We start from the raw sequence: 21,157 nt of genomic DNA, 5'->3' as shown, positions 1-21,157 counted from the left end.
CGCCCCGGGGTCGCCCCGTGAGCGGTCTGATCAGGTGGTAGGGGTTCGGTTCTAGGCCGCTCAGGCCAGTGCACGCGCCAGAGCTGGAGGGACCGGCGAGAGGATGAGTCCCCCCGCGGTCGAAGCTGCGCGGATCGCGGCAGCCTTGTCAGAGGCGTCCAAGAACGCCTCTGCGTGTGGCCGGTCGAAGAAGAGCCCGAGACTGCAGGGGCCGTGGTGGGCGTGGACCCACGCGACCGCCTCCGAGGAGACGCTGGCGAGGTCACCGGAAGATCCCAAGTCCCCCGGATCCACTGTCCTTACCGATGAGAGGGAGCCTGATCCGTCCGCTGTGACAACCAAGCTCGCCCAAAGGGTGCTGTCCTGGAAGATGCCCACGACTGCCGAGGAATTCTCGGGGACGAACGCATCCACACCTCTGCCGAGGTCGTTATCCGAGGCGCGGGCCGCGAGCAGCAGCTTCGCCACGTTGCCCCACTGACCGGCGTCGACTCCGGCGATCTCGACTTTGGGCGGGAGCCACAGGGGCTGGACCGGGTTCTCGGCTTGCACTGCGACTCCTCCTCTTCTTCGAGAGATTTTCTCCGTGAACGTTCACGGTTTTTCCATCGTGAACGTTCACGGTGGAATGTGTCAAGAGTCTCAACCCGACTTTCTGGATGCCGTTACGACCTGCCGCCGGCCCCGCGCACGCGATTGCGCTTCGCGGCACGAGTGCGCCTCGACTCCGGCTAGAGGTGCCCCCGGGACTACGAGCTGGTCTGGCGCAGGCGCGCCGGGATGGCGCTCGCTCTCACCACGAGAGTGGGGACACTCGGGGTCCTGTCGACCTCGCGCCCCTCGATCGTCCCGAGGAGCACGTCGATGCTCGCTTGGGCGAGCGCCGGGAAGTCCTGCCGCACAGTGGTCAGCGGCGGGAGGAAATAGTCCGATCCTTCGACGTCGTCGAAACCCACGATGCTCACGTCCTCCGGGACGCGCACGCCCCTCTCGGCGAAAGCGCGGATGAGGCCAAGCGCGGTGTGGTCGCTGACAGCGAAGATCGCCTGCGGGACCCGTCCCTCCGAGACGAGGCGCAGCCCCGTCTCGTAGGCGAACTTCGGGCTCCAGTCGCCCTCTACACACAGCCCGGGCTCCAGCCCCGCATCCCGGATCGCCGCCTCCCAGCCCCGCTTTCGGACGCGGCCGTCGAACCACTCCATCGACCCTGCAATATGCGCGATGTCCGTGTGGCCGAGATCGATGAGGTGCTGGGTCGCCATTCGGGCGCCCAGCTCCTGGTTCTCCGAGTACGTGAAGACGTTCGGCGTCGAGGAGGCCCCGGCCGCGATCATCTCGACCGGCACGCGGACATCGGCGTTCCAGACGGCGGCAGCCATGGCAATACGTGGAGCGATCACGATGATGCCGTCGACGCCCACGTCATCCAGGGTGTCGAGCGCCTTCGGCACACTATCCTCGTAAGGCTCATCGACGGTCACGACAGTGGACGCATAGCCGTTCTGCCGCGCAAGGCTCTCGAGGGCCATGAGCGTCCCGACCGGCCCGAAGCGCGGAGAGCCGTCCGTGAGAATTCCAATGACCGTCGATTGGCTGGTGACGAGGGCGGTGGCCATCCGATTGCGGCGGTAACCGACTTCCTGAATCACACGGAGCACCCGATCCCGGGTCACCGCGCTCACGTCCGGGGCGTCGTTGATGACGCGCGAGACGGTCTGATACGAGACCCCAGCAAGCCGTGCCACGTCATTGATGCTGGGCTTCCGCCGTCGGGTGGGCGCCGGTGGACGCCCCGATTCCTGTGCCAAACGGCTCCTCCTCTCCAAAGACGTCCCAACTCAAGGAAACCTGCCAGCCGCGGCGAGACGCTAGGACCGTACGTCCAGGCTACAAGGCAACACCCGGGCTCGGGGTGAATGCCAGGCCGCTTGGATACTCGAAGCGACTCTTGACGCAATGCACTGCGAGCCCTCACGATGAGTATGGGCCGTGAACGTTCACGGATCCGCTCGAACAAGGAGTGGGCTGCTGGCCGAAGGCACTCCATGCCGCCTGTCAGATCTCCTCATTGGGGGACCAGCTGACCCTCCGAACGGACAACCGTCGGAGGCCCAGCGTCCACTGTCTCCCCGAAAGGAAGCATCCATTGAAACTCGAATACTGCACCAACATGCGGTTCTTGGCCGGAGCGGCGGCGCAGCTGTGGCGGATGGTTCCTTCGGTGGTCCTTCCGCGCACTCGGTGACGCGCTCACCTTCACGATCGACCCGAAGTGTCATCGACGACCCAACGGGGACGGTGGAAGCTCCCCCGGCTCCCGCGTGGACCATCGTGGGTACAACCCGGCTTCTACTTCACTGTCTGATGCTGGCAGCAGCGGGCTCGGCGTCACGAACGGCCCTTCTCGCCTTCGACTTTGGACGCGACCCATTCGGAACGGCCGTTGTAGGCGACGACGTGGAAGATCTGACGACGAGGTGGCCCTCCACAACCGCGTGGGTCACGACGTTCAAGCCGCGGATAATCGCCCCCAATTGATCGATTGCGACGCGTCCGAGATCTCCCGCGCACGTATCGAAGGTTGTGAGCGGGGGCATATGCGACGCGCTCTCCTCGACATTGTCCGTGCCGACGAGGGAGATGTCCTCGCCGACGGTGAGTCCCTGTTCCCGGATAGCCATCGCAGCGCCGATCGCGCTCTTGTCGCTGACCGCATAGATCGCCGTGGGCGGTTCGGGGAGAGCGAGGAGGGCCTTGGCCTGCTCGTAGCCCTTGCGGGCCGCATGCGCGGGCTGCGGAATCGTCAACCCCGGGTCCGGAGCGAGCCCTGCTTCTGCCAGAGCCACCACATATCCCTGGCGGCGCTCATGGAGCGACTCGTAACGCTCCGACCCGGGAATGATCGCGATCCTCCGGTGGCCGAGCTCGATGAGGTGACGAGTCGACTCAAGGCCTGCCCGGAAGTTGTCCGAGCTTACCGAAGAAATGGGGCGCTCAACCCGGTTTTCTATCAGGACCGTGGGCAGTTTCGCCTCTGCCATTTGGTCGATGACCTCGACGTCGATGTCCCCTCCGTTTGCTATCAGGAGCCCGTCGAGCGGACGGGAGGCGATGTCGGAGAGTTCAGCGAAAGGGTCAGAGCCCGAGTGGTAGAGGCCGAGGACGACCTGGGCTCCGACCGCACGGGCACCCCTGTAGACGCCCTGCAGCAAGGTGTCTATAAAGCCGTCCGCCTTGGCCTGAGGCGACAGCTCTTCCATGATCAAGCCATAGAGCGGTTTGCGAGCCCTGGATGTGTGGTCATAGCCGATCGCCTCGGCAGCACGCAGGACTGCTTCACGACGTTCGGGAGACACCCCAGGTTTGCCGCTGAGCGCAAGCGGCACTGCCGAAAGGGGCACTCCAGCCGCGGCTGCCACATCACGCATCGTCGCACGACGATAAGACGTTCCCTCGGTCATCCAACACCCTCCGATCCCGGCACCCAACAACCTTCACCACGAACAATAGCTGAACAAATCGGAACATCAGACAATCTCGCTCAAGCCGGGCGTGGTCTCGTGGGCGGCTGAAGCTTCCGCGGGTGGACGAAGCAGTCCTGACGACCCACGGTGCGGTGCGGTTCTTCATTGTAGAGGCGATTAGCAACGATCCCACATAGGGTCGGCAAGAACAAGCATCTAGACAAATAAAGAACATGTTCTTGACCAGACGAGAACAGAGTACTAGGTTCGGATGTGCCGCCACCCGCGTTTCCAGGGTTCGAGAAGGCGACAACGAAGTCACTCAGGAGGAGAGATCCCATGAAGAAACGGCTCGCAACAGCTGTAGTCGCCGTCGTCGGAGCTGTCATTGCCCTCACGGGCTGCGCCTCTGGCGGCGGAGGCTCGGCAAGCGCAAAGTCCAACTGCAGCAACACCATCGTCCAGAAGAACGCCCCTGTGGTCTCGGTCTGGGCGTGGTATCCGAACATGAAGAACGTCGTCGACAACTTCAACAATCAGCACACAGACGTCCAGGTGTGCTGGTCCAGCGTCGGGGAAGGCGTCGAGGAGTACAACAAGGTTCAGACCGCCGTCTCGGCCGGCAAGGGACTCCCGGACGTTGTCATGCTGGAAGCCGACCACCTTCCCACCTTCGAAATCCAGAACGCTCTCGTCGATCTGAGCAAGTACGGCGCCAACGACGTGAAGTCGAACTTCAGCGCAGGCGCGTGGCGCGACGTGTCCCAGGGAGACTCCGTGTACGCGATCCCCGTGGATGGGGGCCCGATGGGGCTGATCTACCGTTCGGACATCTTCCAGAAGTACGGGATCACTCCCCCGAAGACATGGGACGAGTTCGCCGCGGACGCCAAGAAGGTCAAAGACGCCGGGGGACCGATGTTCGGCGACCTCGGCGCCAATTCGCCCGCCCAGGTCATGGCTCTGATGATCCAGAAGGGGTCAGTGCCGTTCCAGTACAACTTGGCCGACAAGAACACCATCACCATCAAGGTCAACGATGACGCGTCCAAGCAGGTTCTGAACTACTGGGCGGGCCTCGTGAAGGACGGCCTCGTAGGCACGACAGACCAGTTCACCACGGATTACGTCCAGGGGCTCATCGCCGGCAAGTACGCCACCTTCGCCTCGGCCGCGTGGACGCCCGGCTACATGACCGGTGCCGGAATCGGGAAGAGCGGGTCCGGCTCTTGGGCTGTCTCCCCGATGCCCCAGTGGGATCCCTCCAACCCGGTCTCCGTCAACTGGGGCGGCTCGACGTTCGCGGTCACGAACCAGGCCAGCGACAAGGCGCTGGCAGCGAAGGTCGCCGAGGGGCTTTACGCAGATCCTGCATCGCTGAAGGACGGCTGGTCGAACCAGGTCATCTTCCCCCTGAACAAGCAGGCCCTGGACTCACCGGATTTCAACAACAAGACCAAGTTCTTCAACGGAGAGACCTCGAATAAGGACATCTACATCCCAGCGGAGAACGCCTACAAGGGCATGGACTATGCACCCTTCCAGACGTACTTCTACGCCCAGTTCCAGGACGTTCTCACGAAGATCAACCACCAGCAGCTCACAGGCGATCAGGCTGCCGACCAGCTTCAGCAGACTCTTGTGAAGTACGCCCAGAGCCAAGGCTTCACGGTCAAGGAGTAAGGAACATGGCTACCACCCTCTCTGCGTCCCCGAGCCGGCAAAAGCCGATTTCGGATCCGGTGCGCAGACGTTCGGCCCAGGGTCGACGCCGTAACGTCGGCTGGCTGTTCGTCGCCCCATTCGGAATTGTCTTCGTGCTGTTCCTCGTCGCGCCCCTCCTGTATGCGCTCTATCTGAGCCTGTTCAACAAGGGATTGGCGACCGGAACGACCTTCGTCGGGATCTCGAATTATGTGAAGGCCTTCACGGATCCGAACTTCCTCAACGGAGTCGCCTTCGTCCTGCTCTTCGCACTCGTACTGATCCCAGTCCAGATGGCGGTGTCTCTCGCGGCGGCACTGGTCCTCGACGCCTTCAGCTCACTCTTCGTGAGGTTCTCGCGTCTGATGATCTTCCTGCCGTATGCCATCCCGGCCGTGATCGGCGCACTGATGTGGGGCTTCCTCTACAGCCCTTCGTTCGGGCCGCTACAGCAGATCTTCGGGGCGAACGCGCCCGCTCTGCTCAGCCCGTCGAACATCTTCGGTGCACTCGTGAACGTCGTCACCTGGCAGTGGGCGGGGTACTACATGATCATCATCTACGCAGCCCTCCAGGGGATCGACAAGAGCCTGTATGAGGCGGCCAGGATCGACGGCGCGAACGGCTGGCAGATCGCGTGGCGGCTCAAGGTGCCGATGGTCGCATCCTCCTTGGTGCTGATCGTCGTGTTTGCCCTGATCGGCACGCTTCAGTTCTTCACCGAACCGGAGATCCTCGCCCCGATCTCCAACGGCAGCATCCAGCCGAACACGACGCCCAACATTTACGCGTACAGCCAGGCGTTCTCGTACGCCAACTTCAATTACGCCTCCGCCCTGTCGTTCGCGCTCGGGATCGTCGTGCTCATCGCCATCTACATCTTCATGTTCGCCACTCGCAAGCGAGGGAGCATCCTGTCGTGAAATCCCCACAGTTCGCCCCCGAGGCAAGCCGATTCCGCCCTCGCGGTAACCCCGGATCCACGGCCCGGGCTCTCCGCGGTCGAGGCGCCGTTCTCCCATACCTGTTCCTCGGGTTCCTGATCGTCTACTTCCTGATCCCCATCTGGTGGCTCTTCGTCGCCAGCACCAAGGACGCGCAGGACCTGTTCACCAGCCCCAGCGCGCTGTGGTTCGGAAAGGGCTTCAACCTGATTCCGAACCTGTCCGATCTGTTCACCTATGACGAGGGCATATATATCCGCTGGCTGCTGAACTCTGTGCTCTACGCCCTCGCCGGCGGGCTCGGCGCAACTGCCCTCGCCGTCCTCGCAGGCTATGGATTCGCCAAGTTCAAGTTCAGCGGCCGCCGCCTGAGCTTCTCTATGCTGCTCGGCTCGGTCATGGTCCCAGCGACCGCCCTGGTGATCCCCACGTTCACTTTCTTCTCGGACCTGGGGCTGACGGACACAATCTGGGCCGTGATCCTGCCCTCCCTGCTGAACCCGTTCGGGGTCTACCTCATGCTCGTCTACACCTCGGACGCCGTTCCGGAGGAGCTGCTCGACGCGGCCCGAGTGGATGGTGCGGGCGAGTTCCGGACCTTCCTGCAGGTGGCGCTGCCCCTGCTGCGGCCCGCGATCGTGACCGTTCTGCTGCTGTCGGTCGTCGCGAACTGGAACAACTACTTCCTCCCGCTGGCGATGCTCTCCGACAAGAACCTCTTCCCGATCACCGTGGGAATCGGCCTCTGGGAAGGCCAGGCCTCCGCCAACAATGGAGGCGGCTACTCCCTCTGGGGACTGATCATCGCCGGCTGCCTGATCTCGATCGTCCCCCTCGTGATCGCATTCCTCTCACTCCAGAAGTACTGGCGCGGCGGCCTTGCCGTCGGAGCCCTCAAGTAAAGCCCGGCCCAACCTCAACCCATTCGGCAGCGAACGCCTTCAAGGAGCATCGTGAATCAGACCCCTATGGCCTCTATGGAAATCGACCCCCAGCGGAGGCAGATCGAGTACAGCAGGCACATTTTCGGACAGTTCATCGAACACTTCCACCGCCAGATCTACGGAGGCATCTTCGATCCGGGCTCGCACCTGTCGGATGAGCGAGGATTCCGCCTCGACGTCCTCGAAGCCCTCAGGGAACTCAAGATCCCCAACATGCGCTGGCCCGGCGGCTGCTTCGTCTCCGCCTACCACTGGCTTGACGGAGTCGGGCCCGACAGGTCCCCGGTCTACGACCCCGCATGGCGGGTCGTTGACCCTAACACCTTCGGCACTGACGAGTTCGTGGAATGGTGCCGCGAACTGGGAACCGACCCCTACATCTGCACGAATGCAGGCACAGGGACGCCCGAGGAGATGGCAAGCTGGCTGGAGTACACGAACCGCGAGAAGGGCAGCAAGTGGTCCAACCTGCGGGCAGAGAACGGCTACAGCGAACCATTCGCAGTGCCGTTCTGGAGCATCGGCAACGAAAACTATGGAGACTGGGAAATCGGGGCCAAATCGGCCGCGGAGTGGGCGTCCCTCGTCACCGAGTCGGCCAAGCTCATGCGGCGCATCGACTCGGAAGTGAAACTCCTCGCGGCCGCAGTCGAGAAGCCGGACTGGGCCATCCCGCTGCTCGAGCAGGCTGGGAGGTATCTGGACTACATCAGCATCCACGGATACTGGGACAAGCTGGCCTACTCCAACAAGCCCTCGTCCTATATGGAGTGCATGGGTCTGACCCTCGGACCCGAGAAGCAGATCGCCATGGCACGTGCTCTGATCGAGGCCTCCGGGCAGCGGCACGTGAAGATCGCCTTTGACGAATGGAACCTGCGAGGCTGGCACCACCCCTGGGGCAACGACGAAGCTGCCATCGCCGCGCGCGACCTCAATGACAACAACGCTACCTACACAATGGCCGACGCGGTCTTCTCAGCGACCTTCCTCAACAGCTGCCTACGCAACGGTGACATCGTCGGAATGGCCAACCTCGCCCCGACGATCAATACCCGCGGGCCCCTCTTCGTCCACCCGGAAGGCGTCGTCAAGCGGACCACCTTCCATGTGATGAGCATGTACGCGAATCTGCTCGGCCCGCGCGTCGTCGATTCCGCCATCTCCTCCTCCAGCCTCGGCACCCCCGCCGGTGACGTCCCCCTCGTGGACGCCATCGCCACGACCGACGAAACTGGGCGAATCAAGGTCGCCCTTGTGAACAAGTCCGAGGTTGAGGCCGTCCAGATCCGGATCGGGATGGGCGGCAAGCCGATCGACGGCACGCGCACCGCGGTCATCCTGAGCGGTCCCCACGCGGATGCCTTCAACGACGTCGAGAGCCCGGAGAGTGTCAAGCCCGAGCCGGTTGAACTCCTCTTCAGCGACGGCGTGACCACCCTCCCGCCTCACAGCGTCTCCATATGCGAAATCGGCGAGTTCAAGGCCAACGACGACGTGTATGAGTGGAGCACCGCGATGGGAGTCTGGACGGCAGATCCGACCCGCTGATGTGCAACTGCTCCTCTCGGAAAGAACCCCGCACCACGAGGTGCGGGGTTCTTGTTTTCCTCGGGTTCGGGCTGAAGTCTCGGCATCGTGTCGATGCGGTGTGCACACGCGCCTGACAACAGGACGCTAATCCTCCCGGCTCTCGCGCTTGACCGAAAATGCGCGGGGTTCACCCGATTCGCTTGATTGCACATTGCGGGTCGGCCTCAAAACGCGGACGATACGAGCCCGAGGGTGCAGGCAGGATTCCAGATACGAGACCAAATGTTGTGTCGGCCTGGCAACCTGCCGTGTGGTGCCGCACTGTGCAGGTTGCTACACACGCTGCTACACCTTCAGCGATCAGGTAGTGCCTGAAAACGACGAAACCCCCGATTTCTCGGGGGTTTCTGTGGTGGCTCCGACCGGCGTCGATCCGGTGACCTTTCGATTTTCAGTGGGCCCTGGGGCCTTTTCGCACTGTATCTATGGGCGAGATCCGCAGAATTCCGCGGTTTTTATCCGATAGTCTCAGTTCGTTTCAGTTGCTCTTCGCGGATTTAATGGCACAAATATGGCACAACTCAGACCGCTCCCCCAGGGCGGCTGCCCGCCGGGGCGTCTGCCTAGATGGCGTCGTCCGATTGCGTGACATACCCGCCCGAATCGGCCGCCGCCCCGGAGATTTTCACTCAACCCGTCCCTTAGCCTACGTCGCGTAAACGATGAGCTCAGGGCACCTCCTCCCGATGCCGGAGGTCTCCCCGACTCGGGATCAGGGCTTTTCGCGATGCCGCTCGGCAGCCGCATCTGAGCGGCGCAGGAACTCGTCATGGTCGATCGCGCCTCTGGCCAGGTCGGTGATGTTCTCGACGTCCTCGCGGTTCGGCACCCAACCTTCATGCCAGTCAGCGGCGAGGGTGTTCAGCACGGACCGCCGGCGAGCCGGCTCAAGCTGGGCGAACAGCTCAGGCCAGCGCTCCTCGACGTCGAACCGTTCGCCCATGCTCAATCACACCCTTCGACTCGTCGCGCCTGACGCTACCTCAAACGTTTGAGGCCAGGTTTCGGCGCGGTCCTGTTTCGTCACAGCGTTCCGGCGCGCTTTCGACGGCGTGTCGCCCTGCGTGTCGGCGCGCGTCGGTAACGACCGTTTCCGACGGACGCCGAGTAATGGGGTTGTCACACGCCCAACGGACACGGGGCAAACAAGGACGGAAGCGCAGTTTCACAAGAACGGCCCGCAAGGCGGCCGGGAAGGACCTCGGCGGTCGGCCCCGCCGGATCACCGACAGCCAGATCCGAAGCGCCCTCCACCTCGTCTAGGCCGGCGAACCCGCCACCCAGATCGCCCGCGACCTCGGAATGTCGCGCGCCACCTTCTAAACGATCCCGGGCCCTGACCGACTGACCAGCAGCGCGCGCCCTTCCCGAGACGGGGGCCGGCGGCTGCCCTGCTCCGACCGTCGCCCTCCAGGACGTTACATGTAACAATGGAGGCATGGCCGATGTCAGAGACCGCGTAGGAGAGCACCGGCGCCGGATGCGCGAGCACGGCTTCCGACCGATTCAGGTGTGGGTGCCGGACACCCGCGCCACCGGATTCCGGGATGAGGCCCACCGCCAGGCCGCAGCGGTGGCAGCCTCGGAGGCGCGCACCGACGACCAGGACTTCATCGAGGCCGTCTCCGCGCCCTGGGACGAGGAGTGATCCGGGGCGAGATCTGGACGGTAGCCGGAGGGGTCTACGCCTCCAAGCCGCGCCCGGCCCTGGTGATCCAGGACGACCGCTACGACGCAACGGAATCGGTGACCGTCCTTCCCCTGACCTCACACCTGGTCGAGGCGCCACTGCTGCGCATCCCAGTACAGCCCTCCGAGCTGTCCGGACTCCAGCGCGAGAGCCACGTCATGGTCGACAAGCTCACCACCGTGCGCCGCTCCAACGTCCAGTCCCGCATCGGCAGGCTCACCCCCTCCCAGCTCGCAGAAGTCGAACGCGCACTGCTGGTCTTCCTCGGCATCGCCTAACCACACCCAGCGGCCCCCCCGCCCGCGCACGCCGGACGGACAGCACCAGCAACCAGGCGAAGCCGACCGGACCGCTCCGGGCGTGCCCGGCGCGGGCGACGAGCCCGCACGAGAACAACCCACCGGATGCCCTGTGCCGCCGACACACTGGGGCGTGCTTCCGTCAGTGGTCTGCGTCCACTGTTCAGGCCCCGCTAGGTGATGCCGAGCACTCGAGCGAGTGTCGCTGTTCTCTTCCGTGACGGCCAATCGGGTACAGGCTACTCGTGCGGCCGGGACCGCGATCGTGTTCGCTTTCTTCCAAGGGCCATGTGCTCGGGGCCTGCGGCTGACGATTCAACGGGAGTCCAGATGAGTCTTCTGCGGAACAAGGGGACGGTTGTGGCCGATCGGCGAGGACCGGCCCGGGCCAGACCTCGTTTGCGCCCGGTCGCCACTATCGGAGCGCTCGGCCGTGGTGCAGCGGGCCGCTGGGCTGGTTCTCGCCGCCTCCGACCGGCGAGACGGGCCGGACAGGCGGCGCTCGCAGCTCTCACCGCGCTGGTGCTGGCTGGCCTGCCGGCCCACGCATCGGCCGGGCCGTCCACGGTCTCGGGGCCGAGCCCGTTCGCCGGCTGCAGCGCTGTGACCCCGCCTCCGGGGGCGACCCTCTACCCGGGCGCCGAGGCAGAGCCGTCCGTGGCCACCAACCCAGCGAACCCGGCCAACCTGATCGGGGTGTGGCAGCAGGACCTCTACTCCACCCGCTCGGCGCGCGGCGCGGTCGCCGCCTACTCCACCAACGGGGGCAAGACGTGGGGCACGACCCCGCTGCCGTTCACCGGCTGCGCCCCCTCACCGCTGTTGGAGCCGAGCACCGGCAGGCCCTACGACGCGGTCTACGACAACTGGGTCTCCGTGGGACCCGACGGCACCGCCTACACCATCGCCGCGGCTGGCAACTCCACCACCTACAGCACCGGCATCGTGGCGGCGACCTCCTCCGACGGCGGCAGGACCTGGTCCGATGCCGCCACCATCCTGGACAGCGTCCAGGACCCCTCCGGCCAACACAAGTTCTTCAACGACAAGCCCTCGGTGACCGCCGATCCCGTCCGGGCAGGGGTCGCCTACGCGGTGTGGGACCAGCTGGAAGCCCCCCGGACCTTCGCGTACTACAGCAGCAACTTCCGCGGGCCGGCCTTCTTCTCCCGCACCACCGACGGCGGGAAGACCTGGAGCACGCCGGCGGCGGTCTACGACCCGGGCCAGCAGAACCAGACCACCGATAACCAGGTGGTCATCGTCAACGGGGTCCTGTACGACTTCTTCGACCTCCTCTCGGCCACCGGCAGCACCTCCGCCGGAGGAGGCAACACCCCCGTCGGGCACGTAGCATTCATCACCTCGGCCGACGGTGGCCTGACCTGGTCTGCGCCCACGATTGTCGCAGGGCTGGACACCGTCGGGGTCAGCGACCCCAACACGGGGGCCGCGGTGACCACTGGAAGCTTCAATTCCCTGGCCCCGGCGTTCGACCCGATCACCGGCCAGCTGTACGCGGTCTGGCAGGACGGCCGGTTCAGCGGTGGCCGGTATGACGAGATCGCCGTCTCCAGCTCCGCCGATCTGGGCAGGACCTGGTCGGCGCCCGCCCGGCTCAGCACCGACACCGGACGCCCGGCCTTCGACCCGGCGATCGCGGTCCGAGCCGACGGCACCGTCGGAGTCTCCTACTACGACCTCCGGGCCCTGACCTCTACCAACACCACCACCCTTCCCACCGGATACTGGTTGAAAGAGCTCGGCCCCCGGACGGCCGGCTTCGGGCCCGACGCCGCCCTCTGGCCAGCCGGCCAGCCGTTCAACCTGATGGCCGCCCCGGTCGTGGCCGGGGGCTACTTCCTAGGGGACTACCAAGGCCTCACCGCGGCCGGCACCGACTTGGCATCCATGTTCGTCGCCGCCAACTGCTCCGACACCTCCTGCGTCAACGGGAGCAACCCGACCGACCTGTACAACACACTAGGCCCTGCGCCGGACCCGTAACGCTAACCGCCGCTCCCTGCGCAGGGCCTCCCTCCGGGGCCGCGACCCCAGCCCTTCCAAGCTGGAGCGGAAGAAACTCGCAGCGCCAAGGCGGCACGTCCTGGAAGTCGGGTCTCTTGGACCCTTGCCGCCCGGGCCCGCCCGGGAAACAATCCCCTCAGCCACGAACGACGCGGCTCTGCTGTCGAAGCGCTCTTGAGCAGTGAGGGCATCCGGTGATTGTGGCCATGCGGGGCCTTCATCGGCGCCGCGGGCAAGTAGCGATGCATTGGCCCCCGGCGGGGCCCGCACGGGGCATGCCACGACCGAACAGAGACCAAATGGAATGGTGTGGATGAGGAGAACAAGGACGTAATACGCAGGGTGTACGACCTCCTCGCCGAAGGGAAGCTCGCGGAGGTCATGGAACTCTTCGCCCCCGACGCAGTGTGGAGCATGCCGGGCCAGAACGCGCTCACCGGCGAGTGGCGAGGCCGGGACGCCATCATGAACGAACTCCTGCCCAAGATCGCCGAGTTCAGCGGCTCGACCTTCCGGGCGACCCTCATCGACGTGGCCGATGGTGGGGAGCATTCCTTCGCGCTGCGGCGCAGCCAAGCCGAGCGCGACGGGCAGTCCATCGACTACCTCCTCTGCGACGTCCTCAGGATCGAGGACGGCCTCATCCGCTCGATTCAAACCTATCCTTGGGATGCCCGTGCCCAAGACGCCTTCTGGCGCTGAATACGCGCCCCCCCGAACAAGCCGCCCCGCCAGTGCCAAGGGCCTAGGTCACCGCACTCTCCAACTACACCCGTCCGCGCAACCCCTGCTGGATGTGGCCGAAGGCGAGAAGTACGTCGTCGCGGTCCAGCACGCACCAGCAGAACAGGACAGCAAGTCCCTCCCCGACCATGCCATCCTCAATCCCTTTATCGTCCACGACCGGTCGGATCCGCAAAAATCAGTACCCGCCCATGCGACGGGCGCGCGCCCAAGACGACTCCCGGCGCTGAGACGCATCGAGCGACAGAAGCATCGGCCGTCCCCTGCCAAATGGTCCTGCGCGAGAGGGCTTCACTGGGGACCGGGATCCACCTGTCCCTTGAGAGAAAGACGAAATCATGCGGGATCACGACAGCACGGCAATCTCCTGCGGCAGCGACGTGGTGCGACCGGCCTACGGACTATTCGATGACGGAAGGCCCGACGACGCCATCTAGCTGTTCGCCCCGGACGCGGTGTAAGACCGCCCGGGCACGGGCGCACTGTCCGGGGACCCCGAAGCGAGGGCGGCGATCCTGGCCTTCCTGCGCAAGCTAGGCGCGCTCTCCGACTCCGCCTTCCGCACGACACTGCTGGATGTGGCGGTGGGCCGGGAGTACGTGGTGGCCGTCGAGCGGAGTCAGGCGAGACGGGACGGTCAGATTCTCGACACTTCGTCTGTCAATGCTTCACAGCCCGATCGCGCCGCGGCTTGCTCACACTCAGGAGTAGAGCAGATGTTCGCATCTGTAGATTGCCTGCGCCCGAGCCGTTCCTGCTCGGGTGGAGCGGTGAAGGAATACAGGCTCCTCCTCGCCACCGGCCATCTGGACCGCGACGAGGTGTTCGCGGTGCTCGATGCGCAAAGGAGCACGGTATCGAGCGCGTCATGGTCACCCATCCGGACCTGCCCCGGCAGCCGATTACCCTCGACGCACAGATCGAGATGGCGCACCGCGGCGCCTGGATAGAAAGGACCATGGCGTCCGTGATGGAAGGCAAAATCCTCAATTCGAACAACAGTCCCGCCGGGCGCCGGGCTATCAGGTCGCAGCGGCCGGCTGCACCTTCTCCATGGTCAGCCCGCAGCAGCAGGTAGGGCTGCTGTCGCCTCCCTTTCCTGGGGCGGCCCCCTTCGTCACGGTCACCTCGCAGCCACAGCCGGGATCGGGGCAGCGGTAGACGTCTCCTTCACGGAATGGCATAGCAGATCCTCCTCGTCGATTCGTTCGGAATGTCCTCCTAGTCTGGATCCCGGACCCAAGGGCCGAGTCAAGGGGGAAGAGACGATCCTTGGATGACCAGGTTGAAGGTTGTCCTTGGGTCCGGGTTGAAACTGGAAGCCATTGGACAATTCTGGGAGGTGCACATGCTGGTCGAGGAGGCTCCCGCCTACACCGTCGGGGAGGCGGCCCGGAGGGCTGGGGTGACGCGGAAGGCGATCCGGGTGTACGAGGCCAGGGGGCTGCTTCCGGCGCCGGAGCGCACTTCGGGCGGGTACCGGCTGTTCACCGACGGGGACGTGGCGGTGCTGCAGTTCATCCGGCGTGCGAAGTCGCTGGGGCTGAGCCTGTCCGAGATCGCCGAGGTCCTGGACCTCCAGCGCGGGGGCGCCCAGCCCTGCGGGCTCGTCATCGGGCTGCTGGATGGGCATCTTGCCCAGATCGAGCGCACCCTGGCCGAGCTCGGGGCGCTGCGCAGGTCCCTCCTGGCGGCCCGGAACACGGCCGAGGAGTCGATGCGCTCCGGGCAGGAGGCGGTGTTCTGCCACATCATCGAGGGCCCGTGGGACCGGCCGGGCCTCGGTGGCGGGACCCCCGGCGGTCAGAGGTAGCTGCAGACCTGCCCGGGATCGCACCCTGCCGGCCCGGATTCGGCGGCCTCGAGCTGGTCGGCGAGGGTGTTCCGGAGGGCTTGGAGCTCTGAGATGCGGGCGTCGATGGCCTGGAGCTGGTCGGCGAGGCGGTCGCGGACGTGGGAGCAGGGCCGAGTGCCGGCGTCATGGACGGCCAGGAGGACCCCGGCCTGCTCCAGGCTCAGGCCCGCGGCGCGGGAGCGGCGGATGAACGCCGCCCGCTGGACCGCCTCCTGGGGGTAGTCGCGGTAGCCGGCCGGGGTCCTGCCGATGCCGGGCAGGAGCCCGATGTCCTCGTAGAAGCGCAGGGTCTTGGCGGTCGTGCCCGCCGCCGTCGCGGCCTCGGAGATGCGCATCGTGTGCTCCCTTTCCTCCCGATGGTCCTGACGGTCTCAACCGCCGCGGGTTCTCTGGTATGCCCGGCTTGACCTTCCAGCGGCTGGAAGGCGCAGAGTCGGTGACGGACCAGCATACGTACGAAGTGAAGGAGACGAAGGTGCCGATTGTTAAGGAGTACGACCTGGTCGTGGTCGGGTCGGGAAGCGCCGGGTTCGCCGCGGCGATCCGGGCCACGGGCATGGGACTGCGGGTCGCGATGGCCGAGGCCGGGACTGTGGGCGGGACCTGCGTGAACACCGGATGTGTGCCGTCCAAGGCACTCCTGGCCGCAGCGGCCGCCCGCCACAGCGCCAAGGATGCGGGCCGCTTCCCGGGCCTCGAGCCGGCAGCTGTGGGACTGGACCTGCCGGCCCTCATGGCCGGCAAGGACGCCCTGGTGGGGTGGATGCGCCAGCAGAAGTACTTGGACCTGGCCGATGACTACGGCTGGGACATCCACCGTGGCACCGCGGTGTTCGCTGGGACCGCCGCCGAGCCGGTCCTGGAGGTGGCCGGCGATGCCGGGGACAGTATTGTGCTGCGGGGGCGGCACTATCTGGTCGCGACCGGGTCGGCGCCGTGGGTGCCGGAGCTGCCCGGACTTGAGGAGGCCGGCTACCTGACCTCGCAGACCGCGATGGAGCTTCAGGAGGTGCCCGAGTCCCTGCTGGTCGTCGGCGGCGGGTACGTCGCGGTGGAGCAGGCCCAGCTGTTCGCCCGCCTCGGGGCCCGGGTGACGGTCCTGGCGCGCTCGCGCCTGCTCTCCGGCGAGGAGCCCGAGGTTTCTATGGCCCTGGCCTCCGTCTTCCACGACGAGGACATCACCGTGGTACGGCGCGCCGTCCCGACCGGGGTGCGCACCGACCCCTCCACTGGGGAGGCGGTTGTCACGGCCGATGTCGGCGGCGCAAAGCAGGAGTACCGGGCGGAGCGGGTCCTGATGGCCACCGGCCGCCGCCCCATGACCGCCGGGCTGGGCTTGGCCGGGGTTGGGGTCGCCACCGGGCCCGCCGGGGAGGTCCCGGTCGATGCAGGGCTGAGGAGCGCGAACCCGCGCATCTGGGCGGCAGGGGACGTGACCGGGCACCGGGAGTTCGTCAACGTCGCCGCGGCCCACGGTGCCCTGGCAGTGGAGAACGCCTTCGCCGCAGCCGGTCTGGAGGTGGACTACTCCCAGCTGCCGAGGGTGGCGTTCACCAGCCCCGCCGTCGGCGCGGTGGGACTGACCGACCGGCAGTCCAACGCCGCCGGCCACCTCTGCGAGTGCCGGGTGCTGGCGCTCGAGTTCGTGCCGAGGGCACTGGTGAACCGGGACACCCGGGGGTTCATCAAGATCGTCGCCGAGGAGGGCACCGGGCGGATCCTGGGCATCACCGCGGTCGCCCAGGACGCCGGCGAGATCGCCGCCGCGGGGGTGCACCTGATCGCCTCCGGCACCACGGTCCATGAACTCGCCTCCCGATGGGCGCCGTACCTGACGATGGCCGAGGGGCTGAAGATCGCCGCACAGTCCTACACCGCCGACGTCTCCCGCCTCTCCTGCTGCGCCGTGTGAACCACACCCGCCGCGGGTACCGGTCTGCCGAGCGTTGTGTGCGCATGCACACAGAACACGCCCCGACCGGGCCGTAGCGTGGAAGACCGCCCGAGAGGGCAACTGAGAAGACAAGAGCCGTGGCAGGCCGGGCAGAAAACCTGGTTGGGCCGCGCGCAAGGAAACGAGAAGGAGCCATACCTATGCCCCGCATCCCCGCCCACACCCTCGACACCGTCCCCGAGGCCTCCCGCGAGCACGCCGAGCGGCTGGAGAAGCGGATGGGCCGGTTCATGAACATCCACGCCGGGATGGCCCACTCCCCGGTGGTGATCGGCGCCTACCAGGGCATGCAGAAGGCCATCGCCGAGCACGGGACCTTCGACGCGCGCACCCGGGAGGCGATCGCCCTGGCCGTGGGCAACCAGAACGGCTGCGACTACTGCCAGGGCGCCCACACCGTCTCGGCCCGCAAGGCCGGACTCGACGACGACCAGATCCTGGCCCTGCGCGCCGGGGAGGTCGGCTTCGACGACCGCCTCGCGGCCCTGACCGGGGTGGCCCGGGCCGCCGCCGCCGACACCGGCAACGTCCCAGAGCCCCTCTGGCAGGCCGCCCTGGACGCCGGATGGACCGACACGGAGCTGGCCGAGGCCTTCGCCCACATCGCCGTGAACCTGTTCACGAACTACTTCAACCACTACGCCCACACCGAGCTCGACGTCCCCGCCGCCGAGCCCCTCACCGCCTAAGCGGCAACCCGAACAGTCCGATCGAGGAAGGACCAGACATGGCCGAGGCACCCGAGGTGATCGTCTTCGACGTCAACGAGACCCTCTCCGACATGTCCCCCATGGGAGCCCGGTTCGCCGACGCCGGCGCACCCGAGCAGCTCGCGAAGCTGTGGTTCGCGACCCTGCTGCGGGAGGGCTTCGCCCTTGCCGCGGCCGGGGACGCAGCCCCGTTCGGTGAGATCGGCGCCGAAGTCCTCACCGGGCTCCTGGACGGTGCAGGCGTCCCCGACCCTGCGGGCACCGCACGGCGCCTCGCCGCGTCCGTAGCCGAACTTCCCCTGCACCCGGACGTCCCGGAAGGCATCCGCTTACTCCGCGCGGCGGGGCTCCGGCTCGTGACCCTCACCAACGGCTCCGCCCAGGTCGCCGAGAAGCTCTTCGACGCCGCCGGGATCCGCGATGAGTTCGAGGCGCTGCTCTCCGTCGAGGACGCCCCGGCCTGGAAGCCGCACCCCTCCTCCTACCTGTACGCCGCCCAGCAGTGCGGGGCACAGGAGGAGGACATGATGCTGGTTGCGGTCCACCCCTGGGACATCCACGGCGCCGCCCGCGCGGGCCTGCGCACCGCGTGGGTCAACCGCACTGGCGGGACGTACCCGTCGTACCTGGCCCGCCCCGAGCTGACGGTGGCCTCCCTGACCCACCTCGCCGCCGAACTGTCGGCCGACGTCTGACCGGGACGCCGGTTTGACCCGGCCCCAGGGGCCGGGTCATACCGTGCTTGGGTCCGTGGAGATCCCCCGAAGGGAGCAGAAGATGGGCACAGGACAGGCCTGCGGCGTCCGCCAGCAGGACCAGGAGATCCCGGGCTGCGGCAGCGGGCCGCTGCAGCGGTGGGGCTTCGCGCTCCGCGAGCTCCGGCGGGCCGTCCAGGACCGGAAGCGCAGGCACGAGAAGACGGCGCCGCCATCGGCGGCGTCCGCGGATGGAACGGCCGGGGCGGACCCCGCGGCAGAGGGAGGGGAACAGCGCTGATGGCAGTCCTGACGACCGTCTGGCAGAGCGTGCTGGAGGGATTCTTCATGTTCTGGGGGACGCTGTGGGCCCTCGTGCTGGGGTTCACCCTCTCGGGGGCGGTGCAGGCCTTCGTCTCCCGGCGGGAGATGCAGAAGGCGATGGGCGACCACCGCCCCGCCACAGTGGTGCGAACCGGCCTGCTGGGGGCGGCTTCCTCGAGCTGCTCCTACGCCGCCGCGGCCCTGGCCAAGTCGCTGTTCCAGCGCGGGGCGGACTTCACGACCGCGATGGTGTTCATGCTCGCCTCGACGAACCTCGTCGTCGAGCTCGGGATCGTGCTGTGGCTGCTGGCCGGGTGGCAGTTCGCCCTGGCCGAGTTCGTCGGCGGGGCCATCATGATCGCCCTGTTCGTCCTGATCGCCCCCAGAGTCTTCCCCGCCTCCGAGCTCGAGGACGCCCGGGCCCGGCTCGCCGACCGCGCCGCCGCCCAGGGGCACCCGGATGAGGCCGACGAGGCCGAGCAGCACGGCAAGCGGCTCTGGGCCAGGGTCCGCTCTGCAGCCGGGTGGGCCGACGCGGCCGGGTACGCGGTCTCTGACGCGACCATGCTCCGGCGGGAGCTGCTCATCGGCTACCTCGTCGCCGGGATCCTGGCCGTCGCCGTGCCGCCCGCGGTGTACTCCGCGGTATTCTTCCCCGGCCACGGGCTCCTCACCGACGTCTGGGACGCCATCGTCGGCCCGCTGGTGGCTTTCGCCAGCTTCGTCTGCTCGATCGGGAACGTCCCCCTGGCCGCGGCCCTGTACAAGGGCGGGCTCGGCTTCGGCGGCACCGTCGCGTTCGTCTTCGCCGACCTGATCGCCTTCCCGCTCGTGGCCGTCTATGCCAAGCTCTACGGCCGGCGCATCGCTGTGCGGCTGTTCCTGGCGTTCTGGGCGGTGATGAGCGCCGCGGGGCTGGCCACCGGCCTGCTCTTCCGCGCTCTCGGGATCCCCGCCCCTGCGCGCCCGGCCGAGATCGTCCCGGCACGGTTCGAATGGAACTACACCACCTGGCTGAACCTGGCCGCGATCGCCGTCGCCGCGGTCCTGTACTGGCTGTACCGGAACCGGGAACGGCTCGGTACCGCGGGCCGGTACGCGAAGGACCCCGTGTGCGGGATGCAGGTCGAGAAGGCCCACGCCCCCGCCACCGCTGCCCACGCCGGGCACACGTACTGGTTCTGCTCCGACCGCTGCCACGAGAGGTTCACCGCAGACCCGGACCGCCTCGCCCACGGCCCCGGCAGCGAGCCCATGGACGCCCACACCCATCCGGACCCGACGGTTGTCGACCCGGTGTGCGGGATGGACGTCGACCCCCGGAGCCCCGGCGGGGGAACCTTCACCCACGAGGGTGCCGAGTACGCCTTCTGCTCGCCCGGGTGCCGTGAGACCTTCGCTGCCGACCCCCACGCCTACCTCCACCCCGATCACGGCCGTGGGACGAGGGAGGGCGACCGCGTGGCGGTGGACCCGGTCTGCGGAATGGCAGTCGACCCCGCACACGCTGCGGCGCACTTCGAGCACGAAGGGCAGTCCTTCTCCTTCTGCTCCACCGGCTGCCGGGACGCCTTCGCCGCCCAGCCACAGTCGTACGCCGGAGGCAGGGGCACCTGAACGGGGCCGGGATTCCCTAGGCTTCCAGGGCGCGCAGGACGGCGTCAGCCGTGATCCCGTAGCCGGGGTGGGGCAGGATGTCACTGGCCCAGTCGGCGGCGGACCACGTCCTGGGGTAGGTGGCCTTCAGCAGCGTCATCGGTGCGTTCGCGGCCACCAGGGCGGCTCCCGTGGTGGCCACTGCGCCCAGTGTCCGTCCGGGCCTCCACCCGAGGGCGCGCGGGGGCGGCCAGGATCCCCGTGCCGACGCCCGCCCCCAGGCCCAGGAGGGGGCCGAGCCCTGCGGCCCTGTTCTGCACCTGCTCCTCGTCACCGGGGATGTCCATGCCCAGGGCGTGGGCGAGGCGCTTTGGCGGACTCCTCGGGAGTGCTGCTGGCAGGCCTGGCCCTGACGGCCATGTCGACGTAGGCGACCGCGTTCAGCACCGTGGTGCCCCCGGCGGCGGCCGCGGCACCCGCGGCGACGGTCCGTGCGAGGGTGTTAGTCGTCTTCTCCTCTTCTCCCAAGGCCGCCCGGAAGCGGGGCTGCCGCCGCCGGCCGGCCCCGTCCTCCAAGGGTGACGGGCGGGCCGGCCCGCAGTCATCACCTCAG

General features: G+C 67.0%; 20 protein-coding genes and 1 pseudogene. 15 read left to right on the top strand and 6 right to left on the bottom strand.

The features are described from left to right. Positions 1-60 precede the first annotated feature (60 nt). The 3 genes from E6A26_RS09355 to E6A26_RS09345 form a co-directional block, all read right to left on the bottom strand. Positions 61-552 (bottom strand): hypothetical protein, encoded by a 492-nt coding sequence (locus tag E6A26_RS09355; protein ID WP_136610932.1) that lies wholly within the window; start codon positions 550-552, stop codon positions 61-63. A 197-nt stretch (positions 553-749) separates the two neighbouring features. Next, positions 750-1,745, bottom strand: coding sequence for a LacI family DNA-binding transcriptional regulator (locus tag E6A26_RS09350; protein ID WP_234865284.1), 996 nt, complete (start codon positions 1,743-1,745; stop codon positions 750-752). Between the two features lie 609 nt (positions 1,746-2,354). Continuing rightward, positions 2,355-3,461: a LacI family DNA-binding transcriptional regulator gene (locus E6A26_RS09345; protein ID WP_136610930.1), complete on the bottom strand. Its 1,107-nt coding sequence runs from the start codon at positions 3,459-3,461 to the stop codon at positions 2,355-2,357. A 342-nt stretch (positions 3,462-3,803) separates the two neighbouring features. Here E6A26_RS09345 and E6A26_RS09340 point away from each other — a divergent pair, with 342 nt between their 5' ends. Genes E6A26_RS09340 through E6A26_RS09325 form a run of 4 tightly spaced genes read left to right on the top strand, consistent with a single transcriptional unit; the run spans position 3,804 to position 8,607 of the window. Then, a complete protein-coding gene (locus E6A26_RS09340; protein ID WP_136610929.1) occupies positions 3,804-5,147 on the top strand; it encodes an extracellular solute-binding protein in 1,344 nt (447 codons plus the stop codon). 5 nt (positions 5,148-5,152) lie between these two features. Beyond that, a complete protein-coding gene (locus E6A26_RS09335) occupies positions 5,153-6,091 on the top strand; it encodes a carbohydrate ABC transporter permease (protein WP_136610928.1) in 939 nt (312 codons plus the stop codon). Beyond that, a complete protein-coding gene (locus E6A26_RS09330) occupies positions 6,088-7,014 on the top strand; it encodes a carbohydrate ABC transporter permease (RefSeq protein WP_211129068.1) in 927 nt (308 codons plus the stop codon). The genes E6A26_RS09335 and E6A26_RS09330 overlap by 4 nt, the downstream gene beginning before the upstream one ends. Positions 7,015-7,065: 51 nt before the next feature. After that, a complete protein-coding gene (locus tag E6A26_RS09325) occupies positions 7,066-8,607 on the top strand; it encodes an alpha-L-arabinofuranosidase C-terminal domain-containing protein (protein ID WP_211129066.1) in 1,542 nt (513 codons plus the stop codon). Between the two features lie 754 nt (positions 8,608-9,361). Here E6A26_RS09325 and E6A26_RS09320 read toward each other — a convergent pair. Next, a complete protein-coding gene (locus E6A26_RS09320; RefSeq protein ID WP_136610927.1) occupies positions 9,362-9,592 on the bottom strand; it encodes an antitoxin VbhA family protein in 231 nt (76 codons plus the stop codon). Positions 9,593-9,828: 236 nt separating this feature from the next. On the opposite strand from E6A26_RS09320, the pseudogene E6A26_RS17900 reads away from it, so the two are divergent. From E6A26_RS17900 to E6A26_RS09290, 6 genes and pseudogenes are all read left to right on the top strand, one after another. After that, a pseudogene (locus tag E6A26_RS17900) lies at positions 9,829-9,997 on the top strand (helix-turn-helix domain-containing protein); the annotation flags it as partial. 90 nt (positions 9,998-10,087) lie between these two features. Beyond that, positions 10,088-10,297: an antitoxin MazE family protein gene (locus E6A26_RS09310; RefSeq protein WP_136610926.1), complete on the top strand. Its 210-nt coding sequence runs from the start codon at positions 10,088-10,090 to the stop codon at positions 10,295-10,297. Next, on the top strand, positions 10,294-10,617 hold the full coding sequence (locus E6A26_RS09305; RefSeq protein ID WP_136610925.1) for a type II toxin-antitoxin system PemK/MazF family toxin: 324 nt from the start codon (positions 10,294-10,296) through the stop codon (positions 10,615-10,617). Before E6A26_RS09310 ends, E6A26_RS09305 begins: the two co-directional genes overlap by 4 nt. Before the next feature lie 678 nt (positions 10,618-11,295). Next, on the top strand, positions 11,296-12,645 hold the full coding sequence (locus tag E6A26_RS09300) for a sialidase family protein (RefSeq protein ID WP_136610924.1): 1,350 nt from the start codon (positions 11,296-11,298) through the stop codon (positions 12,643-12,645). A gap of 330 nt (positions 12,646-12,975) precedes the next feature. Further along, positions 12,976-13,368 (top strand): nuclear transport factor 2 family protein, encoded by a 393-nt coding sequence (locus tag E6A26_RS09295; protein WP_168928710.1) that lies wholly within the window; start codon positions 12,976-12,978, stop codon positions 13,366-13,368. Between the two features lie 1,390 nt (positions 13,369-14,758). Next, positions 14,759-15,223, top strand: a complete 465-nt coding sequence (locus E6A26_RS09290) for a heavy metal-responsive transcriptional regulator (protein ID WP_136610922.1) — start codon at positions 14,759-14,761, stop codon at positions 15,221-15,223. On the opposite strand, the gene E6A26_RS09285 is transcribed toward E6A26_RS09290, so the two are convergent. Further along, positions 15,214-15,600, bottom strand: a complete 387-nt coding sequence (locus E6A26_RS09285; protein ID WP_136610921.1) for a MerR family DNA-binding protein — start codon at positions 15,598-15,600, stop codon at positions 15,214-15,216. The two genes, E6A26_RS09290 and E6A26_RS09285, sit on opposite strands and share 10 nt — an antisense overlap. A gap of 146 nt (positions 15,601-15,746) precedes the next feature. Here E6A26_RS09285 and merA point away from each other — a divergent pair, with 146 nt between their 5' ends. The 5 genes from merA (at position 15,747) to E6A26_RS09260 (ending at position 20,565) form a co-directional block, all read left to right on the top strand. Further along, positions 15,747-17,177, top strand: a complete 1,431-nt coding sequence (gene merA, locus E6A26_RS09280; RefSeq protein WP_136611089.1) for a mercury(II) reductase — start codon at positions 15,747-15,749, stop codon at positions 17,175-17,177. A 182-nt stretch (positions 17,178-17,359) separates the two neighbouring features. Further along, the gene (locus E6A26_RS09275) at positions 17,360-17,908 is read left to right on the top strand and encodes a carboxymuconolactone decarboxylase family protein (RefSeq protein ID WP_136610920.1); all 549 of its coding nucleotides are present in this window, start codon (positions 17,360-17,362) and stop codon (positions 17,906-17,908) included. Positions 17,909-17,946: 38 nt separating this feature from the next. Then, positions 17,947-18,624 carry a haloacid dehalogenase type II gene (locus tag E6A26_RS09270; RefSeq protein WP_136610919.1) on the top strand — a complete coding sequence of 226 codons (678 nt, stop codon included), beginning with the start codon at positions 17,947-17,949 and terminating at the stop codon, positions 18,622-18,624. A gap of 82 nt (positions 18,625-18,706) precedes the next feature. Continuing rightward, positions 18,707-18,925: a hypothetical protein gene (locus E6A26_RS09265; RefSeq protein WP_136610918.1), complete on the top strand. Its 219-nt coding sequence runs from the start codon at positions 18,707-18,709 to the stop codon at positions 18,923-18,925. Continuing rightward, positions 18,925-20,565, top strand: a complete 1,641-nt coding sequence (locus E6A26_RS09260; RefSeq protein ID WP_136610917.1) for a permease — start codon at positions 18,925-18,927, stop codon at positions 20,563-20,565. The genes E6A26_RS09265 and E6A26_RS09260 overlap by 1 nt, the downstream gene beginning before the upstream one ends. Before the next feature lie 16 nt (positions 20,566-20,581). Here the strand turns inward: E6A26_RS09260 and E6A26_RS17750 are convergent, their stop codons facing one another. Continuing rightward, the gene (locus E6A26_RS17750; RefSeq protein WP_211129064.1) at positions 20,582-20,746 is read right to left on the bottom strand and encodes a hypothetical protein; all 165 of its coding nucleotides are present in this window, start codon (positions 20,744-20,746) and stop codon (positions 20,582-20,584) included. Positions 20,747-21,157 lie beyond the last annotated feature (411 nt).

Origin of the sequence: Sinomonas albida (assembly GCF_004919045.1) — a bacterium.
Lineage (GTDB): Bacteria > Actinomycetota > Actinomycetes > Actinomycetales > Micrococcaceae > Sinomonas > Sinomonas albida.
The sequence above is the reverse complement of the archived record's forward strand: the minus strand, read 5'-3'. Positions and strand labels throughout refer to the sequence as shown.

Bases quoted from the DNA above. Each gene is read 5' to 3' on its own strand.
- E6A26_RS09340 (WP_136610929.1), top strand. From the start codon at position 3,804: ATGAAGAAACGGCTCGCAACAGCTGTAGTCGCCGTCGTCGGAGCTGTC.
- E6A26_RS09260 (WP_136610917.1), top strand. From the start codon at position 18,925: ATGGCAGTCCTGACGACCGTCTGGCAGAGCGTGCTGGAGGGATTCTTC.
- E6A26_RS09320 (WP_136610927.1), bottom strand. From the start codon at position 9,592: ATGGGCGAACGGTTCGACGTCGAGGAGCGCTGGCCTGAGCTGTTCGCC.
- E6A26_RS09345 (WP_136610930.1), bottom strand. From the start codon at position 3,461: ATGACCGAGGGAACGTCTTATCGTCGTGCGACGATGCGTGATGTGGCA.
- E6A26_RS09290 (WP_136610922.1), top strand. From the start codon at position 14,759: ATGCTGGTCGAGGAGGCTCCCGCCTACACCGTCGGGGAGGCGGCCCGG.
- E6A26_RS09335 (WP_136610928.1), top strand. From the start codon at position 5,153: ATGGCTACCACCCTCTCTGCGTCCCCGAGCCGGCAAAAGCCGATTTCG.
- E6A26_RS09310 (WP_136610926.1), top strand. From the start codon at position 10,088: ATGGCCGATGTCAGAGACCGCGTAGGAGAGCACCGGCGCCGGATGCGC.
- E6A26_RS09265 (WP_136610918.1), top strand. From the start codon at position 18,707: ATGGGCACAGGACAGGCCTGCGGCGTCCGCCAGCAGGACCAGGAGATC.
- E6A26_RS09285 (WP_136610921.1), bottom strand. From the start codon at position 15,600: ATGCGCATCTCCGAGGCCGCGACGGCGGCGGGCACGACCGCCAAGACC.
- E6A26_RS09275 (WP_136610920.1), top strand. From the start codon at position 17,360: ATGCCCCGCATCCCCGCCCACACCCTCGACACCGTCCCCGAGGCCTCC.
- E6A26_RS09270 (WP_136610919.1), top strand. From the start codon at position 17,947: ATGGCCGAGGCACCCGAGGTGATCGTCTTCGACGTCAACGAGACCCTC.